The organism is Corynebacterium sp. HMSC073B01, from assembly GCF_001838255.1.
Classification (GTDB): Bacteria; Actinomycetota; Actinomycetes; order Mycobacteriales; family Mycobacteriaceae; genus Corynebacterium; species Corynebacterium jeikeium_D.
On sequence record NZ_KV836137.1, the window covers coordinates 32,793 to 50,901 of the forward strand.

Consider the following 18,109-nt stretch of genomic DNA (forward strand, 5'->3'; position numbering starts at 1 on the left):
AAAAGCGACAACGCTGCCATGAGCGTTGATGCCGTTGCAGGGAGCTCAGTCATCGACGCTCTGCCCGAGTTTGCGGTCCAAATTTGCTCAAGAGCTTTAAGCACTACAATAGTCCGGTATTCGTTCGCTACCCGAGGACACGAGTCTTGACCTGGACTGCACTACTCAGCCTGCTGGGCGTCCACATTATTGGTATGGCCTCACCAGGGCCTGACGTCTTCTTAATCCTGCGCCTTGCCACCAAATCCCGAAAGCACGCGATCGCAGCGGTTGCAGGTATCAGTACTGGCGCCACTATCTGGATGACGCTTACCGTTTTTGGGTTCGCAGCTGTCATCACCGCCAATCCTTTGCTGATGGGCGTAATCCAGCTTGTCGGTGGTTGTTATCTCATCTACATGGGCATCAGTATGGCCAAGGCAGGCATCAATACTCTCCGCGAACTGCGCGCCGGTGCTGCACCAGCCCTGGGAAGCGAGGCGCTCCGGTCGCCGAAGGCGACGTTCCGCCAGGGCTTTTTCACCAACATGTCGAACCCGAAGATTGTTCTCTTCCTCACGGCAGTGCTTTCACAGTTCATTCCCGCGGGCGCATCTGTGGGGACGCTCGTGCTTTGTACGCTGGTGCTAATCGTCTCCCAAATCGCTTTCTTCCTATTTATCGCAATCGTGGTGTCGACGGATGCCGTCGTCAAGCGAATGGTGCTGGCAGGACCGTGGATTGACACTGTCGCCGGCGCGATCTTCCTCGTCCTCGGCGCGCTGCTGGTCGCCTCAGGAGCGGAAGCGGCGCTCTAACCCGCGCGTACCTGCTTATCGACGTAAACCAGGTACTCTAGGTGACGTGATTGATCTCAAATTTCTCCGCGAAAACCCTGAAGTAGCCCGCGAGTCCCAGCGCACCCGTGGTGAGGACCCGGCATTGGTCGATCAGCTGCTGGAAGCTGACGCTAAGCGCCGTGAGGTTATTGCCTCCACCGACGCGCTGCGTTCGGAACAGAAGGGCTTCGGTAAGAAGATTGGTCAGGCGTCGAAGGAAGAGCGTCCGGCCATGTTGGAGAAGGCCAAGGAGCTTTCCGACGCCGTGAAGGCAGCCGAAGCGGAGCAGAAGGAAGCCGAGGCTGAGGTCGAGCGTCTGCAGTACCTGATTGGCAACATCGTTACGGGTGCGCCCGCCGGTGGCGAAGATGACTTTGTCGTGCTGGAGGAAATTGGCGAGATTCCACAGTTCGATTTTGAGCCCAAGGACCACCTGGACCTCGGTGAGTCGCTGGGGCTTATTGATATGGAGCGTGGCGTCAAGGTCTCCGGTTCCCGCTTCTACTTCCTGACCGGCTACGGTGCCATGCTGCAGCTGGCCATGATGAACCTGGCTGCTCAGAAGGCAACTCAGAACGGTTTCCAGCTGATGGTGCCGCCGGTGCTGGTTCGTCCGGAGACCATGTCGGGTACTGGTTTCCTCGGTGCGCACTCCGATGAGATTTACTACCTGCAGGAAGATGACCTCTACCTGGTCGGTACCTCGGAAGTCGCGCTGGCCGGCTATCACTCCAACGAGATTATTGACCTGTCGGAGGGGCCGCGTCGCTACGCTGGTTGGTCTTCCTGTTTCCGTCGTGAAGCGGGCTCTTACGGCAAGGACACCCGCGGAATCCTGCGCGTGCACCAGTTCGACAAGCTGGAGATGTTCTCCTACTGTCCGCCGGAGCAGGCGGAGGCAGAGCACCAGAAGCTGCTGAACATGGAGCGCGAGATGCTGGCCGCGGTCGATGTTCCGTACCGCATCATCGATGTTGCTGGTGGCGACCTGGGTGCATCCGCTTCCCGCAAGTTCGATACCGAGGCGTGGGTGCCGACGCAGAACACTTACCGCGAGTTGACCTCGACTTCGAACTGCACGACTTTCCAGGCTCGTCGTTTGAAGACCCGCTACCGCGATGCCGACGGCAAGTCGCAGTACTGCGCCACCCTAAATGGCACGCTGGCCACGACGCGTTGGCTGGTCGCCATTTTGGAAAACCACCAGCAGGCCGATGGTTCTGTGGTGATTCCGGAGGCGCTGCGTCCGTTCATGATGGGCAAGGAAGTTCTCGAGCCGGTTAAGTAGGTGCGGCCCCGCCCCCAGCTCATCCGCGACTTCACGACACCTATGTCACCTCATGCCACCTCCACAGCTGGCACGAGGTGACATAGGTGTCGTGAAGTGACTTTTTCGGGCGTGAGTCGTGTAATTGCGCTAAAAAATTACTTGGGGGATTGAGAAGGTAAAAACACCAGGAAGGTTGAGTGTAGAAACACAACCGAAAACACAACTGAATCAGGGGGATAGCCTCACTCGAGGTGGTAGAGGTTGTTTACAACATTCGGATTACAACAATCTTTCTGATGAGTCTTTCACCTGCTGATGTCTCCTGCACCGTGATTTAAGCTGCTCCAGCTTTCTTCCACGTGGCCTTCAGCCCCGCGAAGAGGGGAAAGACAAGGCATGCGGCCGAAGCCACGACCGACGTCAGAGCAACACCAGCGTGGACTAAGGCCGGATTGAGCTTGGAGTTTTCTTCCGTGAGAACGCCGATCAGCTGAGATGGCGCAATTGTGCTTGCGAGCGCGCCTAGGGACGCGACGCGCAGAGTATCTTCGCGGTCATCCGCCTTGAGCAGCGAAGCAGCTGAGAATCCAGCTCCGACCGTAGAAACCACGAAGGGAAGAAGCAGAGTTTCCTTCGGTGCTGTCTTTTGAACTGCCTCGCCGTTTAGCTTCCATTTTGTGTGGACTTCTGAAGGCAACTGCTTCCAGCACCTGGCCAGTGCGACTCCGTGTGCAACCGTCACGGCTGCGGGGAGAAAAGCGGTCGCCTGCAGTGCGCGAGCCGGAATTTCAGAGATAACCTCACCGTCAATATCGTCCGGTCGGACAATGCCCAGCTTGGTGGCCACCGCAGCCCAATTAACGGACCAGCCGAAACCCAACAGGTGAGGTTGGAGGATCCGCGGGTCGTTCATATTCCACAGGGAAGCGCGACCGCGCTTGGAAAATGCTCGAAGTGGGTTGCTGAGGTAGCGTCGCAAAGCGCTCGGTTCACCAACTTGTTCGGCGACTCGCTCGGCGTATTCGGTCGCCGTTCCCAGCTCTTCGGCCAGGTCTGCGTGGACGTCGTTAAGCTCTTGCAGAAGACTCTCCTGCTCGGAAATGATTGCCTGGCGTTGCGCGTGCGGCATGCCGATTTCACGCAGTTTGTGGTCGATGGCGGTGAGGTAGGTGTTCATTGGGGCTCCTCGGAAAATAGTGCGGTCATGTCGGCGGATAGGTCGATGAAATCCTGATGTAGCTGCGTGAGTGTTTGCTGTCCTTTGTCTGTTAGTGAGTAGTACTTGCGGGGCGGCCCCTTGGGGGATTCCTCCCAGCGATTGCTAATCAAGCCGTTGGTGGTAAGCCGCGAGAGTAGGGGGTAGACGGTTCCTGCGGGCGCGCTGAGGTGGGAGTAGGCGTTGAGCTTTGCGACGAGTGCCGCGCCATAGAGCTCTTCGCGAGAAATCAGCTTGAGAATGGCGAGCTCGAGTACTCCCTTCTTCAGTTGTGTTTGTGGGCGTTTGGGCATGGCGTTGTGCTCTCTTTCCGGCGGTAGAAGGAAGTTGTTTGAGCATAATGCTTTTCATACCTAGTACCTTGTAATGCCAACTATACCCCCAGTAGTTTGTATTGCCAAGTACTGAACGCCTATACAGCTGGCAGAGAACAGGGCAAAGAAAATGGGGGCAATTGTCAGAAGACAATCGCCCCCATTCCACCGGGTTAGCTCTATGAAGAACTCGTAACTGTTAGGAACCGGTTCGGTTCCTATTTAGCGCTCAATTAGATGCGCGCATCAAGCCAGGCAATAGCCGTCGCAATGGCCTCATGCTGTGCCGGCTCATTGAAGGTCTCGTGGAACTGGCCTTCGAACTCGATCAGCTGCTTGTCGGTGGACGAGATACCGTTGTACCAGTCACGCGAGAAGAACGGCGGCACAATCTCATCCTGGCCACCCATCATGACCAGGGTCGGCTCAACGAAGTCGACGGAGTTGGTGCCGTTGTAGGTAGCGGCAAACGCCATCTGCTGTCCCATGCCGAGCGAAAGCTTGGAGTTGTTGTACGGATCAGTGCCGTATTCATCACGCACTGCCTGGGAAGAAGAGGTTTTCGCACCCAGCGGGTTGCCAACCTGAATCAGGTCAGTGCCCGGCAGCGATGGGACGCGCATCTCGGTACGGTTCGGTACTTCCTTGAGCATGCGCGTGTTGAAAGTAGTCATGTCCTGGAACGGCAAACGCTGGTAAATCGTCGGCTGTGCTTCGCGCTGGACATCGGTCATGGCTTCTGGGGTGATGGTTTCGCCCTTGTCCGTGCCGCCGTAGGGGTTGAACAGAGCGCCACCGCCGTTGGCGACGATGCCGTCGACACTGCCCGGGTACTTGATGCCGTGGAAGTCCACAGCAAGACCGCCCATGGAGTGGCCGAGCAGGAAGGTCTTCGTGCTCGGGTTCTCCGCCTTGGCCTTCTCTACAAGCATGTGCAGGTCATCGACAAGCGAGTGGAAATCATCGATGTGGCCACGAGCAACTGGAGTGCCTTCAACCTGACCCGTGTGGCCGTGGCCGCGGTGGTCGAGGCGGTAGACGTTGTAGCCGGCGTTCAGAAGCTTGCCGGTTACCCACTCGTAGCGACCCAGGTGCTCTGCAGCGCCATGCACGACGACGACAGTGGCCTTGGCGTTCGGAATGGTGTTGGACTTCCAGTAAATCTGGGTGCCCTTGCCATCCTGTGAGGTCATGTAGCCGTCGGTGACCGTCACGTGGCGTCCGTCAACTGTAGTGGTCGGCGCCGGGGTAGTTGGCAGTTCGACCATTGCAGTGGACTGCGGGTCAGGGGTTGGCTCCAGCGGGTTCTTGATGAAGTCCGTTGGGGCTGCTGATGCTGCCGGGGTGGCCAGTGCCAAAGTCAGGGCGGTGGTCACACTCGCAGTGAAAATCGATGCGCGACGCATGATTGCTCTTTTCTATTTTCAATCGAGGAGCGGATGGTAGTGATAATAATTTTATTATAACAAATAAGCCCTGAATTTATAATAAAAATGGCTCGGAAAACCGAATCGGTTCTCCGAGCCATTTTTAGGCTCTTACGAGGGCTTATTCAGGCTTCGGTGCCTCCTCAGCATCGGTATCCTCGACCCAGCCGTAGGTGCGTTCAACGGCACGGTTCCACTGGTGGAACAGGCGATCGCGCTCTTCGGCCTCCATCTTCGGACGCCACTTCTTGTCAATTGTGATGTGAGCCTTGACCTCATCCAAGCTCGACCAGAAGCCAACGCCCAGACCTGCACCATATGCAGCGCCGAGAGCAGTGGTTTCAATGTTGTTCGGGCGAGTGACAGTGACATCTAGGATGTCGGACTGGAACTGCATGAGGAACTCGTTCATGGTCATGCCGCCATCAACGCTCAGCGTCGTGATGTCCGTGCCGGATTCTGCGACCATGGCATCGAGAACCTCACGGGTCTGGTACGCAGCAGCCTCCAGCACAGCGCGGGAGATGTGGTTGCGGTTAACGAAGCGAGTCAGGCCGACGATGACGCCACGGGCGTCCGGCTGCCAACGAGGAGCGAAGAGACCGGAGAATGCCGGCACGATGTACACGCCACCGTTGTCCTTGACACTCTTTGCTTTGTTCTCGATGGAAGCGGCATTTGGAATCATTTGCAGCTCGTCACGCAGCCACTGAACAAGTGCGCCGCCCATGGAGACAGAGCCTTCGAGAGCGTAGACCGGCTTCTCGCCCTCGACCTGGTAGCAGACGGTGGAGATGAGGCCGTGCTCGGACCACTTCGGGTTCTCGCCGGTATTCATCAGCATGAACAGGCCAGTGCCGTAGGTGTTCTTGGTGTCGCCCTCGCCGAAGCAGCCCTGGCCGAACATGGCGGCCTGCTGGTCGCCGAGAATACCTGTAATGGGCAGGCCGGACAGCGCATCGCGGGCGCGAACGCGGCCGAAGTCGCCTACCGACGGGCGGATGTCCGGCAGCATCGACATCGGAATGCCAATCTCACGGCAAATGTCCTCATCCCACTCGAGGGTCTTGAGGTCCATCAGGAGAGTACGGGATGCGTTAGTGACGTCCGTTGCGTGAACTGCAGATTCGCCGTTGTCGCCCTCTGCGCCGCCGGTGAGATTCCACAGCAGCCAGGTGTCGATAGTGCCGAAGAGTAGGTCGGCAGCCTCAGCCTTTTCGCGAGCGCCCTCGACGTTGTCGAGAATCCAGCGTACCTTTGGTCCAGCCGGGTAGGAGTTGATACGCAGGCCCGTGGTCTCACGCCAGCGGTCCGCGCCTTCATCCCCCATGAGCTCCTTACAGATGGCGTTCGTGCGGGTGTCCTGCCAGACGATGGCGTTGTAGACCGGTTCACCAGTGTTCTTGTCCCAGACGACAGTGGTTTCACGCTGGTTGGTGATACCGATTGCCTCAATGTCCTGGGAGGAGATGTCGCCATCAGCGAGAGCTTCACTGACTACGCGACGGGTGTTGGTCCAAATCTCCTGGGCATCGTGCTCGACCCAGCCCTCTTCCGGGAAGATCTGCTTGTGCTCCATCTGGGCGACAGTGACGATCTCTGCGTCATGGTTGAAGATGATGCAGCGGGTGGAAGTAGTTCCCTGGTCAATGGCGAGGACATATTTGCTGTGCATCATGGGGGATACTCCTAGCGAAATTGTGTGTAAATGTGAGTTTTCGGACTTGCGCTATTCTATTGTGCGTTTACTCTCATATTCCCGTTATCCGATGGCAAAGGCAAGAGCGCCTGCAGCCACGGCTGCCAGCATCGGTGCGACAATCGGAACCCATGCATATGCCCAGTTCGCATCGCCCTTGCCCTTGATCGGGAGCACGAAAGCGTAGGCCAAACGGGGGCCGAGGTCACGAACAGGGTTGATAGCGTATCCAGTCGGGGAACCAAGGGAAAGACCAATCGACACAATGATGAACGAGACACCGAAGTAGGTCAGCGGGCCAAGCTCGCCGCCGGCTGGGCCGAACAGGATGAATGCGAGCAGAACGAAGGTCGCGATGAACTCGGTGACGGCATTCCAAAAGTTATTTGGATGAACCGGCGCGGTGAAGAAGTTGCCACCAGTTTCGGCATTCGCATTGGTCGGATTGCCGTTGTCGTCAACGCCATTGGCATCGAACAGCTGCTTAAATGCGGCCCATGCCAGGATTGCACCTACGAATGCGCCCAACAGCTGACCTGCGGCATAATAGGGGACCAGGCTCCAAGCCAGGCTGCCTTTGACTGCCAGGGCAACGGTTACCGCTGGGTTCAAGTGCCCGCCGGATACGTCAGCAATAGATGCGCCAGCGAAAACGGCCATACCCCAACCGAAGGCAATGCCCAACCAGCCTGCATTTGCAGCGCGGGTAGTCCGGAGGTTGATAGAGGCGCAGACTCCGTTACCGAGCAGAATCAGAATGGCGGTTCCGAAAAACTCCCAGAGGAATGCCTGGGATCCTGTGATTGTCTCCATGAGATGTAGAAAACTCTCTGTGAGTCGTGACCGGGCAAGGTCACGATGAATCTTGCAACGTAGAATTCTTTAGGTATAAGAAATGCCGGCGAGAAACTATTTTTCGCCGGCACTTTTATTTCGACCCCATCAGCCCTTTGAAGTGCGAAGCCGTTTTCCCGAGAAGGAAGCTATTTCGTTGTGGCTACAGCGCTGGTGGCCATTCAAGAGCTAACTCCTATGGCCACCTAGGGGAGGGTGGGAAATGAACTAGCGGTCGAGGCTGACGTCGACGTCCGCGCGAGTTTCCACTGCGTGAGCAGCAATCTCGTTAGCGGCCTTGTCGGTCAGTTCATGCTCAGCTGCCAGGGTTGCTTCGACGCGTTCGATGAAGACCTTGATTTCCTTCTCCATCGTCTCCTTGTTCCAACCCAGAGCTGGGGCAACCAGTTCCGCGGTGGCCCGGGCACTGTCGACGCCACGGTGTGCGTACTCCATGGAGACACGCAGGCGGCGCTCCAGAATATCGTCGAGGTGCATTGCGCCCTCGTGGGTCACTGCGTAGAGGACCTCAGCGCGCATGTACTGCTCAGCGGCCTCCAGTGGCTCGAGCAGGGACTTGTCCTCAGCTGCCGGAGCCAGAACCTCGTAGATAAGGGAGCCGTAGCGGTTGAGCAGGTGCTCGACCTGCTTCTCGGTGATACCGAACTGCTTGGCCAGCTCTGCCTTCTGGTTGTTCAGTGCGTGGTAGCCATCGGCACCGAGCAGCGGGACATCAGCGGTGACGGACTCTGGTACCTTGCGTGGAACATCCTGGACTGCAGCGTCAATGGTGTCGGCGCCGATGACGCGGTAGGTGGTGTACTTACCGCCTGCGACGGAGACCATGCCCGGAGCAACGTGGGCAACAGCGTGGTTACGGGAGAGGTTAGTGGTGGAGTCGGAGTCGCCTTCCACCAGTGGACGCAGACCCGAGTAGACACCGACGATGTCGTCGTAAGTAATCGGACGACGAACCTTGGCGTTGACGTGATCGAGGATGTAGTCGATGTCAGCGCGGGTAGCTGCCGGGTTTGCCAGGTTCATGGTCCAGTCGGTGTCGGTGGTACCGATAATCCAGTACTCACCCCACGGGATAACGAACAGGACGGACTTCTCAGTCACGAAGGTCATTGCCACCGAGCCCTCAAGAGCGGACTTCGGAATAACAATGTGGACACCCTTGGAGGTGTGGACGCGGAACTTGCCGGTGACGCCAGCCAGCTTCTCAATCTCATCGGACCAAATGCCGGTGGCGTTGACGAAAACGTTGCCGCGGATAGTGGTGGTCGCGCCAGTGTCGGTGTCAAGGAGCTTCGCGCCGACGATGCGCTCGCCTTCCTTCACGAAGTCGACAACCTGGGTGGAGGTGCGGACGTCAGCGCCGAAGTGAGCAGCGGTGCGCAGGACAGTCATGGTGTGACGGGCATCGTCAACCAGAGTGTCGTAGTAGCGAACGCCGCCGACCACGGCATCTTCCTTCAGGCCCGGAGCCTGCTTCAGGGTTCCCTTGCGGGAGTAGTGCTTCTGCATCGGAACCTGCTTGGCGCCACCCATGACGTCGTAAAGGAAGAAGCCCGATGCCATGAACGGACGCTCCCATACGCGGTGAGTCAGAGGGAAGACGAAGCGCAGTGGCTTAACCAGGTGCGGTGCCAGATGCGACATGGACAGTTCGCGCTCGCGCAGGGATTCAGCTACCAGGCGGAAGTCCAACATCTGCAGGTAGCGCAGACCGCCGTGGAACATCTTTGAGGAGCGGCTAGAGGTACCGCCTGCGAAGTCACGAGTTTCAATGACCGCAGTCTTCAAACCACGGGTTGCGGCATCGAGCGCAGCGCCAGCGCCTACAGAACCGCCGCCGATAATGACGACGTCGTATTGCTCGGTACCGAATTTCTCCCAGGTCTTTTCATGCTGTTCCTTGTTCAGAACTGCAGATGGGGCGAGAGATGAAGAGGACGACATTTTCCAATCCTTCCCGGTGGGGGCGTTGATTTTTTCGTCGAAGAGAATTTCTCGGCTCACGGCTCAGGTTACCAAAACTCGGCTTACTTGTGAGCGCCAACCTACGGTTACGTAGATATAAATAATGGGGCAAAAAGTCACGAAAATCGCGCCAGTAATGTTGTCCGATTTTCCGCAGGTAGATGGCTATGTTAATAGAGGTTTTCCACTTTTAGACTGAAAGTCAGCTGGCAATGAAACCCCCCATAATGGGGGTGTCAAAGATGGCTGATGGGTGGGCAATGGGTGCACGGCGGGCGTGTGGCGTATTTGAGAGGCGATGACTGGAGCTGCGCTCGCATTTACACATGAATATGAGCCTGTAACGACATTTATTCACGAGTCTCAGATACCAGTGCATATTGCCCCGCTAAGGGGTGCGAAAGATTGTAGAGTAAAGGCCATGTTCAAGGATCCTGTGTACTTAACGATTATCGGATTGGCGCGCACCGTCTTCTTTGCCCAAGGTTTGAAGTTCACCGTTAAGGGCTGGGAAAACGTGCCGAAAGACTCTGGCGCCGTTCTCGTTACTAACCACACCGGATACATGGACTTCACCTATGTCGGTCTTCCATTCCGCAAGCACCGCCGTTTTGTCCGTTTTATGGCGAAGAAAGAAGTGTTCGACCACTCGGTCGCAGGACCAATCATGCGTGCTTGTAAGCACATTCCGGTCGATCGCACTGACGGCTCCAAGTCTTTCGAAGAGGCCTGCGCGAAGCTGGAAAACGACGAGTTGGTAGGTATCTTCCCGGAGTCGACTATCTCGCGCAGTTTCGAGGTCAAGCATTTGAAGTCCGGCGCAGTGCGTATGGCGCAGCGCACCGGCAAGCCCATCATCCCCGTGCTGATTGTGGGATCCCAGCGCGTGTGGACGAAGGGGCACCCCAAGCATCTCGGCCGCAGCAATACTCCGATTCACATTACGGTTTTGCCACCGTGGACACCGGAGGGGGATCCGGCAGAAGCCACCGAGAAGCTGCACGAAATCATGGATCAGGGCGTTCGTCAGCTCTGGGACGAGTACGCAGCTGAAGAAGGTCCCCTGCCGAAGGGCGCCTACTGGGTGCCGGCTCGTCTTGGCGGTGGCGCACCGACTTTCGAAGAGGCACAGGCAGAGGACCTGAAAGTCGAAGAAGAGCGCCAGCGTATCCGTCATTTGCGCGGTGACCTGGCTGCATTCAAGGAAAAGCTAGCCGAGTCGGCGCGTGAATTCGGCGATCAGACCAGGCAGCAGTTCCTCGATGCCTCGCACACGATGAGCGCGGAGTCTGCTCGTCGAAGGGAACAGACGACCGCGCTGTTGGCGCAGTTCCGTCAGTCTGTGGAACAGATGGCTGATGATGTCGTCGCCGGCGCCAAGGAGAGCAAGGAGTCCGTGCGTACTGCCACGGATTCGATGCGCGTGACGTTCCGCGAAGCGTACGTGCAGCTCGAGAAGGCCTCCGCCTCTGGTGTTGAACAGACGCAGCAGACCGTTTACCGTCTTATCGGCCAGTCGATGATGATTCGCGACAAGCTTCCACAGCGCTTGAACAGGCTCATCACCGCTCAGCCGGAGACGTTTATCTTCGATTACCCCGCATCGCTTGCCGACGACGCGGGCACAATTAGCGAAGAAACTATCAAGGCCTTGCAGCAGCTCGGTGATGTCGGAGCCACAATCGTTGTTCTGCACGAGTCGGGAGATAAGCCGAATCTATCGGCTTTGGAATCGGTTGACCTGCAGGTCGTGGAACTTCCGGAGGGCGCCAGCAAGCTGGACGTCACAAATGCGGTGGTTAGCACGCTGCGCAAGCAGGCTCGCAAGGAAGAAACCGCGATTCTTTTTGCCGGTCGCTCGAACTTTGAGGAAGCTACACAGCGTGTCGGCATGCCGGTAGTTATGGCCGATGCGGACTGGGCCTTGCTGAAGAACGCGGACTGGGTAATCGACACTGTCGAGCATGGGGGAGTAGCTGCAACGCTGCAGTTGTTGCACGACCGGTTTTGCGATGACGGTGAAGATGACAACAGTGAGGACGGCAAGTAGTTCGAAGTGACCGAGAGACTACATCCACTACTCGTAGCTTCGGATATTGACGGGACGTTCATCGACTCGCGGGAGCGGGTAACTCCCCGCCTGCGACAGGCCGTCACGCGAATGCTACGCCGCGGCACCCCGTTAGTGCTGGCCACGGGAAGGCCGGCCCGGTGGTTGCAGCCAGTGCTCGAGCAGCTGCCGGTTCAGCCGTTGTGCGTGTGTGCCAATGGCGCCGTGATTTACGACTCCGGCCGTGATGAAGTAGTTGCCGCCAACACACTGAAGCCAGAGACGCTGCGATACGTCGTTAAGCATGCGCGCGAAGCGACGCGATCCATCGGTGGAATCGGCATTGCGGCAGAGCGCGCTGGGACATCGGCGAATGACGCCATCGATGAGCTTTTTGTGGTGGCACCGTCCTATGACCATGCGTGGGAATCGGATGAGCACGGTGAGCTTGCTGAAGAGGCCGTGTTGTCAGAACCCGCGACGAAACTCTTGCTGCGAAACTCAGATGTGAACAGTGCCCAGCTATATGAACTGGTCGCCCCCGCAATTGACGCGAGCCTGGCGCACGTGACCTACTCCATGCCGGACGGGCTTTTGGAGGTGTCCGCGCCGGGCGTGACTAAGCGCGCCGGGCTTGAATACGTATCTGAACTGGTCGGAGCGACCGCGAAAGATGTGGTCTGCTTCGGTGACATGCCGAACGATATCGAGATGCTGTCGTGGGCGGGCACGGGTGTGGCCATGGGCAATGCGGCTGACAGCGTCAAGGAGATTGCAGACGAAATCACCGCCACCAATGATGATGACGGTGTTGCTCGTGTGCTGGAGCGCTGGTTCTAGCTAGCCTCGAGGTTTTTCCCCGCGCCAGCTGGCTGACCAGTGCTCGACAGCGTCTGCTTCGGGTTTACTGCAGCGTTTACTTCAGCTCGGTCTTGACTTCGCCGGTGGTGCGGTCGAAGGTGATTGAACCGTTCTGGAACTCAGCGCGCTCGATGTTTCCATCGACCACCTGGGTCTTCGTCGGAGCGCCCAGCTTGCCGACCTCGAAGCCTTGGCGGGCCCACTCGTCAGCAATCTTGCCCCAGATAGCGTGAGCGCCGGTGGTGTCGGAGTCGGTGATTACGCCGTTAGAGAACTTCACGTAGCGCAGGGCATCGGCCTGGCCCGCATTGTTCGCCACGGTAGAACCGCTCTGGATACCGGACATCGCGTAGCCGAGAACCGAGCCCATTTCCTCGGAGACTTGGCGCCATTCGGCAGCCAGGTCGTTCTGCTCATTGATAGTGATGATCTGGTCAATCAGAACCGGCAGGTCAGCAATCGATGGTCCGTTTTCAATCGAGCGTCCAACCGCACCCAGAATGGCATCGGCGGTCTGCCCCAGACCCGGTGCGCCGAGCATGCCCAGCGCCGAGGCCAGCATCGAACGTGCGCCCGAGACTGTCTCCAGAGCCTGTGCCTTCTGCTGCTCGTCGGATGCGCTCGGCGAGGAGGAGTTGCTCTGCTCGCTTGCCGACGGTGCGGAGGAATCAGCCGTAGCAGTGTCACTGGTGTTCGTGGCGTCGGTTGGCTCCGAGGTATTCGAAGTACCCGAGGTGGTCGAGTCGGAGCTCGACGTTGTCGACGAAGTGGTGCTCGATGCGCTCGAGGACTTCTCGGAGGAGGAGGTCGTGGACGTACCCGTGGATGCCGAAGTGGTCGAAGTGGTCGAGGTAGTCGAGCTCGACTCGGTTGACTCGGTCGATTCGGTCGACTGCGAATCTGCGTCTTCGGCGGTCTTATCGCCCTTTTCATCCTGCGGAACGAGGAGGTCAATCAAGCCATCTGGGCCCTCATTGTCAATCTTTCCGCTGGTCAGACTGTTGTACTTCTTTTCGGCAATCGAGCGGATCTTGCCCATCTGGGCGTAGCCAGCATCACCTGGGCAGGTGGTGTTACCAACATCGCGGTGCGCGAAGATGGTCGGCAGAGTGACCTGCTTGCCGTATCCATACTTGGAGTAGCTGGTGCCACCCGAAGTCATCTGGATCTGGCCGGTCGGCTTGACGCCGGCGACCTTCAGACGCCAACCAATCATGTTGCCCACCGAGTTCAGTGCAGCCTCACTGGGAGCAACCGAAGTGTAGTTACCCATCATGGAGATGCCGAAAGTACCGGTGTTGAAGCCACCTGCGTGAGCGCCCTGGACATTCTTATCCAGGCCACCGTAGCGGCCCTCGAAGATGTTGCCGTACTTGTCGACCAGGGCGTTGTATCCGATGTCGCACCAGCCCAGAGTCTGTGCGTGGTACTGGTAAATGCCGCGGACGATACCAGCGGACTGGCTCTCGGTGTAGTTGTTTGAGCCAGCGGTGTGGTGCACGGTGGCACCGACAAGCTTGCTGTCGTAGTCCGCGCCCTTACAGCGGTTATTCTCGTTGGCACCCCAGCCGGCACGGGTAATGACCTTCGGCATGCCCGTGACATTCTTGGCGTCCACAATTGGGTCGATGCCGGATGCGGCAGCCTGGCCGTCAATAAGCACTGCGTCGACCTGGTCGATTGGCAGTTCATCGGCGACCGGCTCGATGTCCGTCCACTTCACTGGGAGGTTCGGCGAGTCCAGACCTGCAGCGTCGTTAGCGCTCGGAGCGGTCGGGTCATCGAGTGCGTCCTCAGGAGCTGCATCCGGAGTCTGCTGGTAGTCGGAAGCGGCATCGTCAACGGCCTTGGCTGCATCCGTAGCGGATTCCTTTGCATCCTCCACGGCCTTCTTGGCGCCCTCGGCATTAATCTCGTCGAGGTTGAGCTTGGACAGATCCAACTTCTCGGCGCCCTTGATGTCCTTCAGATCCACGCCGGAACCCGGGCCGAAGATGTTGAGCCCGTGGGTGGAAACCTGAACACGCTTGGTTGGCTCGATGTAGATGAGCTCCGTTCCGTTCAGACCGTTGCCATTGCCTTCAGCGGGGTAGTCCGGGTCGACGCTGAACCAGTCGGACCAGGAACCGTCGGCGCGCTCGGCGCGGACGAAGCTGGCGATATCAGGGTCACCGGCCCACGTCAGTGCAAACTGGGAAAACTCGGTATCGGAGGTAATTTCCTTGACGACACCGCGGTTGGGATGAGCCTCGTCGGCAAGCGACTGTGTTGCGATTGCCGCGTCTTCGACGAGAACGGAGACGCTGTCTGCAAGCGACTTGCTCTGGACGATCGGATCGATGGGGCCGGCGCCGTTGTCCTCGATGAGGTCATAAGCGGCACCTGCGCCGACAACGGCGACGGGTGTCAGAGCAAGGGTCGCCACGGCAGCGAGTACCAAGGATTGCTTGGCACCTGCGCGGCGATTGATGCGGCGGCGACTAAACACGGTAATAACTCCTGGGTGATTACGAAAATCTGGTGCTACACCACAAATGTGATGTGGTTATGCCTGGATTGGATAAGCGGGGACTTAGTTCTGGGGCGCAAACCAGGCCTGCGTAGCTTCGGCAGGGTTGGCTGGCAGGGAATCAGTTAGAAACTCACCGAGAACCTCGCCTGGCGTGGGCGTTTCCACGTTTCCGAGGGAACCGCCGTTGTCGCCCGACTCGCCGGTGCCCGGAATCGACGGAATGCTGGCGGCCTCTCCGTCCTGGTTGTTCGAATCCGTCGAGCGGCCGGCGATACCCGCTCCGCCGGCGCCATCAAACTTGGCTTTGGCTGCAGCGCGGATGGCATCCATCTGCTGGTAGCCGAAGGTGCCCGGGCATGAGGTGTAGCCGGTGTCGCGGTGGCCGAAGATGGCCGGGAGGTTCACGGTCTGGCCGGAGCTGTAGCGTGCCTTCGAGTAGCCGGCGCTGGTCAGTGCGGCGGTGGACATCGGATCGACGCCACCGACCTTCATGCGCCAGCCGACCATCTCGCCGAGTGCAGTGACGGCCGCATCCGGAATCTCCAGCTGGTCGTGATTGCCCATCACCGAAATACCGAAGGTGCCGTTGTTGAAGCCACCTGCGTGTGCGCCTTCAATGTTCTTGTCCAGGCCGCCGTAGCGCCCCTCGTAGATGTTGCCGTACTTATCGACCAACGCGTTGTAGCCAACATCGCCCCAGCCCAGCGTCTTTGCGTGGTAGGCGTAAATGCCTCGGACAATGGCCGGTCCCTGCGACTCTGAGTAATTGTTGGAACCCGCGGTGTGGTGGATGCACGTGCCCTTGAAAGTGCTGTAGGAGCTCGAACCGCTGCGGATGGACTCATCTGCGCCCCATGCTGCACGGCTGATTACATTTGGCGCACCGGCAATCGACGACTCGTACGCAACTGGCTGAATAACCTCGCCGACCTGCTCTACGCCGTCGATGAAAACTGCCTGGACGGCGTTGAGGGACAACGCGGCCGTAGCACTGACGAGGTCCTGCAGGGAACCGCCGATGGTTGCGGGGTCAAGATTGTCGATACCAATGATGTTGCGTGGATCTAGGCCCTCGAGGAGGTTCAGTCCGACAGTCGACACCTGCACGCGCCTGGTGGGCTCAACGAACAGCAGCTCGGTGCCGGACTGTCCGGAGTTATTCATCGGGCCGTGAGAATCAGCGTGGAACCACGGGCCAAAGCTGCCATCTTCGCGTTCGGCGCGAACGTAGAGCTGCAGGTTGTCATCGCCCGGCCAGGTCAGGGCGAACTGGGAGAACGGTTCGTCGCGGGTGATGTCCTTCACGAATCCGCGAAGCGGGTGCAGGGCATCGGTAATGGCATGCGTGCCGACGGCTGCGTCGTCAATCATCATCGTGACAGCGTCAACCAGCGGCGATGTCGAGATCTTGGCCGCGATGGGGCTGGCGCCTGGGCTTTCAACCAGGGTAGGGGCCTGGCGAATACCCCATGTTGCTAGTGGAGCTGCGGCAGTAGTAGCTGCCAGTCCATAGAGGAAGGTGCGACGGCCCATCGACGGGGCATTGATGCGACGGCGAGTTGGCACGGTAAAAGCTCCAAAAAAATGGGGTACAGGGTTATCGACCCGAGGCCTACCCCGGGGTCGAAGGGAAGGAAAGTTGCAAAGCAACAGAAAATTCTGAGGAGGATGTTACCAGTGTGACTAAAAAAATCTAGTGAGGCATCTGTGTTTCCCCGTTAATTTTGGGAAAATTATCAAATAATGTGACCAAACGAACGTTGGGTTGGGCTCACGTGGACGTCGTAAAGCCCGCGTGTACACCCGCAAACCGGATGGAAATGCAATAGGTTTTAAGGCGTGAGTAGCGAAAAGAACACCACTGCCAATGAATTTGCTCCGAAGTCCCTACAGGACATCAAGGACAACACCTACGACCTCATCGTGGTCGGCTCGGGTTTCTTCGGTTTGACCGTTGCTGAGCGGACCGCCAATGAGCTGGGTAAGCGCGTGCTCGTTGTTGAACGCCGCAACCACATCGGCGGCAACGCCTACTCGGAGGCAGAGCCGGAGACTGGCATCGAGGTGCACAAGTACGGTGCGCACCTGTTCCATACCTCTAATAAGAGGGTGTGGGACTACGTCAACCAGTTCACTGACTTCACCGACTACCAGCACCGCGTGTTCGCTATGTACAAGGGCACCGCGTACCAGTTCCCGATGGGGCTGGGGCTGATCAACCAGTTCTTCGGCAAGTACTACAGCCCGGACGAGGCTCGCCAGCTGATTAAGGATCAGACTGACGGTCTGGATCCGCGGGACGCGAAGAACCTCGAGGAAAAGGCCATCTCCCTGATTGGCCGCCCGCTCTACGAGGCCTTTGTCAAGCACTACACCGCCAAGCAGTGGCAGACCGACCCGAAGAACCTGCCGGCCGGAAACATCACCCGTCTGCCCGTTCGCTACACCTTCAATAACCGCTACTTCAACGACACCTACGAAGGTCTGCCTGTCGACGGCTACACCGCCTGGCTGGAAAACATGGTGACCTCCGACAAGATTGACGTCGTTGTCGACGCCGACTGGTTCGAGGTGCGTGACGAGCTGCGCGCTGTCTCCCCGGATGCTCCGGTCGTCTACACCGGCCCGCTGGACCGCTACTTCGATTACGCAGAGGGCAAGCTCGGATGGCGCACGCTGGACTTCGAGATGGAGGTTGTCAACACCGGCGACTTCCAGGGCACCCCAGTGATGAACTACAACGACGCAGATGTGCCGTACACCCGTATCCACGAGTTCCGCCACTTCCACCCGGAGCGCGATTACGTCAAGGACAAGACGGTAATTGTTAAGGAATACTCCCGCTTCGCCGATGATGGCGACGAGGTCTACTACCCGATCAACACCCCGGAAGATCGCGAGATGCTGGAGGCTTACCGCAAGCTCGCCGCAGCAGAAGCGCAGGAGAACAAGGTCCTCTTCGGTGGTCGCCTGGGTACCTACCAGTACCTGGACATGCACATGGCAATCGGTTCCGCACTGTCGATGTTCGACAACAAGATTGCGCCGTTCTTCAACGACGGCGAAGCAATCGAGCAGGAGCGCGGGCACTAGTTTGCCGCTTGCGGCTCCCGCACTAGTAT

Annotated in this window: 13 protein-coding genes; 5 read left to right on the forward strand and 8 right to left on the reverse strand. The window is 58.3% G+C overall.

The window, feature by feature from the left end; translation table 11 throughout:
• Positions 1–146: 146 nt before the first annotated feature.
• Together HMPREF2849_RS00690 and serS are read left to right on the forward strand one after the other, a co-directional pair.
• Positions 147–797 carry a LysE family translocator gene (locus tag HMPREF2849_RS00690; RefSeq protein WP_070833565.1) on the forward strand — a complete coding sequence of 217 codons (651 nt, stop codon included), beginning with the start codon at positions 147–149 and terminating at the stop codon, positions 795–797.
• Between the two features lie 46 nt (positions 798–843).
• Positions 844–2,106, forward strand: a complete 1,263-nt coding sequence (gene serS / locus HMPREF2849_RS00695) for a serine--tRNA ligase (RefSeq protein WP_049181855.1) — start codon at positions 844–846, stop codon at positions 2,104–2,106.
• A 316-nt stretch (positions 2,107–2,422) separates the two neighbouring features.
• On the opposite strand, the gene HMPREF2849_RS00700 is transcribed toward serS, so the two are convergent.
• The 6 genes from HMPREF2849_RS00700 to HMPREF2849_RS00725 all read right to left on the reverse strand — a co-directional run bounded on the left by HMPREF2849_RS00700 (position 2,423) and on the right by HMPREF2849_RS00725 (position 9,543).
• Positions 2,423–3,265, reverse strand: a complete 843-nt coding sequence (locus HMPREF2849_RS00700; protein WP_070437297.1) for a DUF5808 domain-containing protein — start codon at positions 3,263–3,265, stop codon at positions 2,423–2,425.
• Positions 3,262–3,597 (reverse strand): PadR family transcriptional regulator, encoded by a 336-nt coding sequence (locus HMPREF2849_RS00705; RefSeq protein WP_049171840.1) that lies wholly within the window; start codon positions 3,595–3,597, stop codon positions 3,262–3,264. Before HMPREF2849_RS00705 ends, HMPREF2849_RS00700 begins: the two co-directional genes overlap by 4 nt.
• 254 nt (positions 3,598–3,851) lie before the next feature.
• On the reverse strand, positions 3,852–5,024 hold the full coding sequence (locus HMPREF2849_RS00710) for an alpha/beta hydrolase (RefSeq protein WP_049171838.1): 1,173 nt from the start codon (positions 5,022–5,024) through the stop codon (positions 3,852–3,854).
• A gap of 142 nt (positions 5,025–5,166) precedes the next feature.
• A complete protein-coding gene (gene glpK / locus HMPREF2849_RS00715) occupies positions 5,167–6,723 on the reverse strand; it encodes a glycerol kinase GlpK (protein WP_070862445.1) in 1,557 nt (518 codons plus the stop codon).
• Between the two features lie 84 nt (positions 6,724–6,807).
• Positions 6,808–7,557, reverse strand: a complete 750-nt coding sequence (locus HMPREF2849_RS00720; RefSeq protein WP_180950648.1) for an MIP/aquaporin family protein — start codon at positions 7,555–7,557, stop codon at positions 6,808–6,810.
• A 249-nt stretch (positions 7,558–7,806) separates the two neighbouring features.
• Positions 7,807–9,543 carry a glycerol-3-phosphate dehydrogenase/oxidase gene (locus tag HMPREF2849_RS00725; RefSeq protein WP_070862446.1) on the reverse strand — a complete coding sequence of 579 codons (1,737 nt, stop codon included), beginning with the start codon at positions 9,541–9,543 and terminating at the stop codon, positions 7,807–7,809.
• Between the two features lie 442 nt (positions 9,544–9,985).
• On the opposite strand from HMPREF2849_RS00725, the gene HMPREF2849_RS00730 reads away from it, so the two are divergent.
• Both HMPREF2849_RS00730 and HMPREF2849_RS00735 read left to right on the forward strand, forming a co-directional pair.
• Positions 9,986–11,614 carry a lysophospholipid acyltransferase family protein gene (locus HMPREF2849_RS00730; RefSeq protein WP_070862447.1) on the forward strand — a complete coding sequence of 543 codons (1,629 nt, stop codon included), beginning with the start codon at positions 9,986–9,988 and terminating at the stop codon, positions 11,612–11,614.
• A 6-nt stretch (positions 11,615–11,620) separates the two neighbouring features.
• The gene (locus HMPREF2849_RS00735; RefSeq protein ID WP_070862448.1) at positions 11,621–12,454 is read left to right on the forward strand and encodes a Cof-type HAD-IIB family hydrolase; all 834 of its coding nucleotides are present in this window, start codon (positions 11,621–11,623) and stop codon (positions 12,452–12,454) included.
• Between the two features lie 76 nt (positions 12,455–12,530).
• Here the strand turns inward: HMPREF2849_RS00735 and HMPREF2849_RS00740 are convergent, their stop codons facing one another.
• Together HMPREF2849_RS00740 and HMPREF2849_RS00745 are read right to left on the reverse strand one after the other, a co-directional pair.
• Positions 12,531–14,963 (reverse strand): N-acetylmuramoyl-L-alanine amidase, encoded by a 2,433-nt coding sequence (locus HMPREF2849_RS00740; RefSeq protein ID WP_070862449.1) that lies wholly within the window; start codon positions 14,961–14,963, stop codon positions 12,531–12,533.
• Positions 14,964–15,047: 84 nt separating this feature from the next.
• Complete coding sequence (locus tag HMPREF2849_RS00745; protein WP_070862450.1) at positions 15,048–16,553, reverse strand: N-acetylmuramoyl-L-alanine amidase; 1,506 nt, start codon at positions 16,551–16,553, stop codon at positions 15,048–15,050.
• A gap of 330 nt (positions 16,554–16,883) precedes the next feature.
• On the opposite strand from HMPREF2849_RS00745, the gene glf reads away from it, so the two are divergent.
• The gene (gene glf, locus HMPREF2849_RS00750; RefSeq protein ID WP_070429935.1) at positions 16,884–18,080 is read left to right on the forward strand and encodes a UDP-galactopyranose mutase; all 1,197 of its coding nucleotides are present in this window, start codon (positions 16,884–16,886) and stop codon (positions 18,078–18,080) included.
• Positions 18,081–18,109 lie beyond the last annotated feature (29 nt).